The 3,315-nt window shown below is 51.8% G+C and carries 3 protein-coding genes and 2 pseudogenes; 1 reads left to right on the top strand and 4 read right to left on the bottom strand.

Going from position 1 to position 3,315, the window contains the following annotated elements:
• The 4 genes and pseudogenes from H6B10_RS13475 to H6B10_RS13460 form a co-directional block, all read right to left on the bottom strand.
• Positions 1 to 638, bottom strand: a pseudogene (locus H6B10_RS13475) (NAD(P)H-dependent oxidoreductase); the annotation flags it as partial.
• Positions 635 to 1,132: a flavodoxin family protein gene (locus H6B10_RS13470; protein WP_204652078.1), complete on the bottom strand. Its 498-nt coding sequence runs from the start codon at positions 1,130 to 1,132 to the stop codon at positions 635 to 637. The pseudogene H6B10_RS13475 and the gene H6B10_RS13470, both read right to left, overlap by 4 nt.
• 58 nt (positions 1,133 to 1,190) lie before the next feature.
• A complete protein-coding gene (locus H6B10_RS13465; RefSeq protein WP_204652077.1) occupies positions 1,191 to 1,961 on the bottom strand; it encodes a hypothetical protein in 771 nt (256 codons plus the stop codon).
• A gap of 47 nt (positions 1,962 to 2,008) precedes the next feature.
• Entirely contained in the window at positions 2,009 to 2,917 is a 909-nt protein-coding gene (locus H6B10_RS13460; protein WP_204652076.1) for a hypothetical protein, read from the bottom strand.
• A gap of 190 nt (positions 2,918 to 3,107) precedes the next feature.
• Between H6B10_RS13460 and H6B10_RS13455 the strand changes: the two are divergent.
• Positions 3,108 to 3,315 (top strand): annotated as a pseudogene (locus H6B10_RS13455) (hypothetical protein); the annotation flags it as partial.

The following is a 3,315-nucleotide window of genomic DNA, read 5'->3' as shown; positions in this document are numbered from 1 at the left end:
GGAAGCAGCACACGGGTGTAGCGGCTCTTTACGGTTTTGCACTTGCAAACGGCCGCAGACAACCGGGCCAGGCAAAACAATACGCCAAAATTGAAAAACAGCCAGCTTCCCGCCTGAATGGCGAGGGTATAAAGCATGTCCGGCGGTACGCTTCCTGCCGTAAGAAACGAAACGGCGATCTGTACGATAGATAGCGCAATCAAAATAGGATAGACGATTCCCAGCACCCGCAGCATGACACCTCCGCCAATCCCGATCCCGCCGCTCCAGACGGCGCCGGAATGCAGGCACCAGGATTCCAGTATCCGCAGTGCGGTACGGTTTTGCTGTCCCTCTATAAAGCCGTTGTTGGCAATGGCGTACAGGCGGAACCGAAGAGAACGGGCTTTACAATATTCTTCTGCCAGCGATAGGAACTCTACCAAATGAGAGGGCAATCCATCCACATAAAGCGGGAAAGAGATACATACGGCGTCCGCGCTGCCCAACTGGGAAAGCGCATGGTCAAAGTCTTTCCGGCTCCGCAGAGGAACCGTTTTTTTGACAAGGCCGGGAAGAAACAGCCGGAGGATACCGGAGAAAAATTGAGAAGCGACGCCTCTCTTTTTGGGGCTTGCATTGAGGATCAGCAGCTTCATGATATCGCTCCCCTGATCTGTGCTGGATTTTGGAAAAACAGCGTTTCCGCTTTTTCATATCCAAGATTGAGCCGGTTGCGCTCTGCAAGCTCTGTGGCAGTCTGCCGCTCCCATTCCGTAGAATCTCCGTAAAAGAGAACCTGCAGCAGCTTTCGCTGCGGGTAGCGCCCTATATGGTGGGTTTGGCCGCCCCGCCAGGTAAAGAAGGGGAGGGATACCCCAATAGCGCGGTCCAAAACAGCCTTGACGCCGGGGCTGTAGCCGCCGTAGCACAAACGGCTGATAATGAGCAGCGGGTCGCTTTGCCCGATCCATGCGCCCGCATGTTTCAAGGAGTCGTCCATCACACAGAATCCGGTATTTTTCAGCCAGCATGCAAAGCAGCCACGGCACGGAGCATAATGGCCGTCCGCATTGAGAACAACAACATTTTCATCCGGAAGTTCAAAAGCAGAGGAGGTTTCTTTATTAAAATCATGGATGATCGTTTTCAAAATGCAATCCTTTCTTTTGTGACATTATCCCGGACAGGAAAGAGCGCCCGCTTGACATTCAAGACCCGCTTTTCTCAGGAACAACCTTCGTAGCAATATCCGTTACGATACCGAAAAAGTCCTCCCTGCCCGACACAACGCTGATGTCGATATATTTGCCTGGAACCATATGCTTAAGCATCTTGTCGTTTAGATAAAGGGTGCGGTTCATGACCGTGTCTCCCGCCGCATTGTCCGTGATCCGAACCGTCGCTTCCGCTTCCCAGTCCCCGGCTTCCTCTTTCCCGGTCAGCCGCAGGTTTTCCAGCAGCGCTTTTTTGACCACGCTGTTTCTGTTAAGCTCCATGCGCTGTTCATAGGTCAGCTCGCCCGGATGCCTGCGGCACTGGTAGCGGGCGATGCGCTCATTCAGTACATCGGCATCCGGATTATCATCACCGATGGCATGGGAGCGGTCTGCCGGGTCATACCGGATGGAGAGCGGATCTCCGACGGCGCACATGGAAAGCTGTGCCCGCGGGATGACCTCCGTCACGGTGGTCTCAAAAAATGTCCCGTCCTCGGCCAGCGCGTCCACCACGAAACGGATCTCTGGATTGTCATTGACGCATCGTCCCGTATGCTTTGCAGAACGGATAAAACCCAAGGTCTTCACTGTGCGGGCATCCCTCCAGCGCTGCTCCTTCTCCCTTTTCCGCCTTTCGGATCTGGCCGGGAGCACAAATCCCAGCAGGATACACAGCGCAATGGCCACCGCAGATATGATCACGATGGCCCGAATCGGATTTTCAGCCATCCAGTTGAAAAAAAGACTCCATACGTTTTCCACGAAACGGTCAACCCCTTTCTCTGTATCAAACGGATGCCGTATCCCTCCTAACTGATGCCGGACACCACGGAGGTATCCAGTACAAAAACAAAGAGATTTTCCCTGTCCGGGATGACGCGCACGTCCACATACCGGCCGGGGATCAGGTATTCCAAAGCTGTATTGGGTACATACAGCGTTCGCTCAAATGCGTGACCGTCCTGCTCCTCGCCAGCAAGCTGGATGGCCGCCTCTGCTTCATAGTCCCCGGCTTCTTCTTTCCCTGTCAGCCGGAAGCTTTTCAGCAATGCTTTTTTCATCACGCCGTTTTTTAACAGTTCCATCCGCTGTTCATAGGAAAGATCGCCCGGGTGCTTCCGGCACTGATAGCGGGCGGCGCGTTCCTGCGCCAGCGACTCGTCCGGATGATTATCCCACACTGCCTGCGTCCTGTTGTCCGGGTTATAGCGGATGGGGATCGCCCTGCCGGGAACCATACCGGCCATCGCCGTCATGGGAATGATTTTCCGCACGCTGGTCTGGAACACCGTTCCGTCCTCCGCCAGGGCATCCAGTTCAAAAAGCAGCTGTGGGTTTTCGTTGACATACATGCCGGTCTGCTGGGTGGAGCGGATAAATCCTACTGTCTGCACGGTGCAGGAATTTTTGCTGACATGCCCTTTCGTCAGCCTGCGGATCACGGACAGAATCGGGAGTGCAAACGCCAGGATGAAGATCACTGGAATGATCCAGTTCAAATTTGACAGCAGCCAGTCAAAGAAAGCCCCCGTAAAAAACACCTCCTCAATTAGGTACAACAATTCAGTATAATTATATCTTGATTCGTGTTTGGCATCTATCATGAGCAGGTTAAGATTGCGTAAAATTATGGCATGATCCCGAAACCGATTCAAAAGGTTAGAGAAAATGCTGTCATTATTAAGAACAAGCATTCCTGACATTTTCATGAGCTTCATTCCTACACCCCAGCGAGCATCACATCTTCCAGAACCGCGTCGCAGCCAAATTATTGGGTAACCTTGTGCCTTTCTCGCCTAATATTTACGGGTATTTTATCCTGATTTCACATCGTAAAATAAGATAAGTGCTATAATTAAGATGGAATCGGATCCACTGACCCATGAACAAAACAACGAGGTGAACTATATGACTTTATTCATGAATGAGAAAGATATGAATGAAATGTTAGCCAGTATTTGCCCGGACGGGGAAACGTACCAGGGAAAAGCATGGGGGACCTTGATGTCTGGGACGGCTGAAATGTTGGCACTGGGAGCTTTGAGTAATGTATATTGTTATGTTGGCGTGACAGAAAAAACATTGGTTATCGCAGTGTTGGAAACTTTTGATATCT

Origin of the sequence: Gemmiger formicilis (assembly GCF_016901605.1) — a bacterium.
GTDB lineage: Bacteria > Bacillota > Clostridia > Oscillospirales > Ruminococcaceae > Gemmiger > Gemmiger formicilis_B.
Note: the sequence above shows the minus strand (reverse complement) of the source record. Positions and strands in the feature narration are given on the sequence as shown.

What these genes read in the sequence shown, in the direction of transcription:
- H6B10_RS13460 (WP_204652076.1), bottom strand. Translation starts at nt 2,917, where the DNA reads ATGAAGCTCATGAAAATGTCAGGAATGCTTGTTCTTAATAATGACAGC.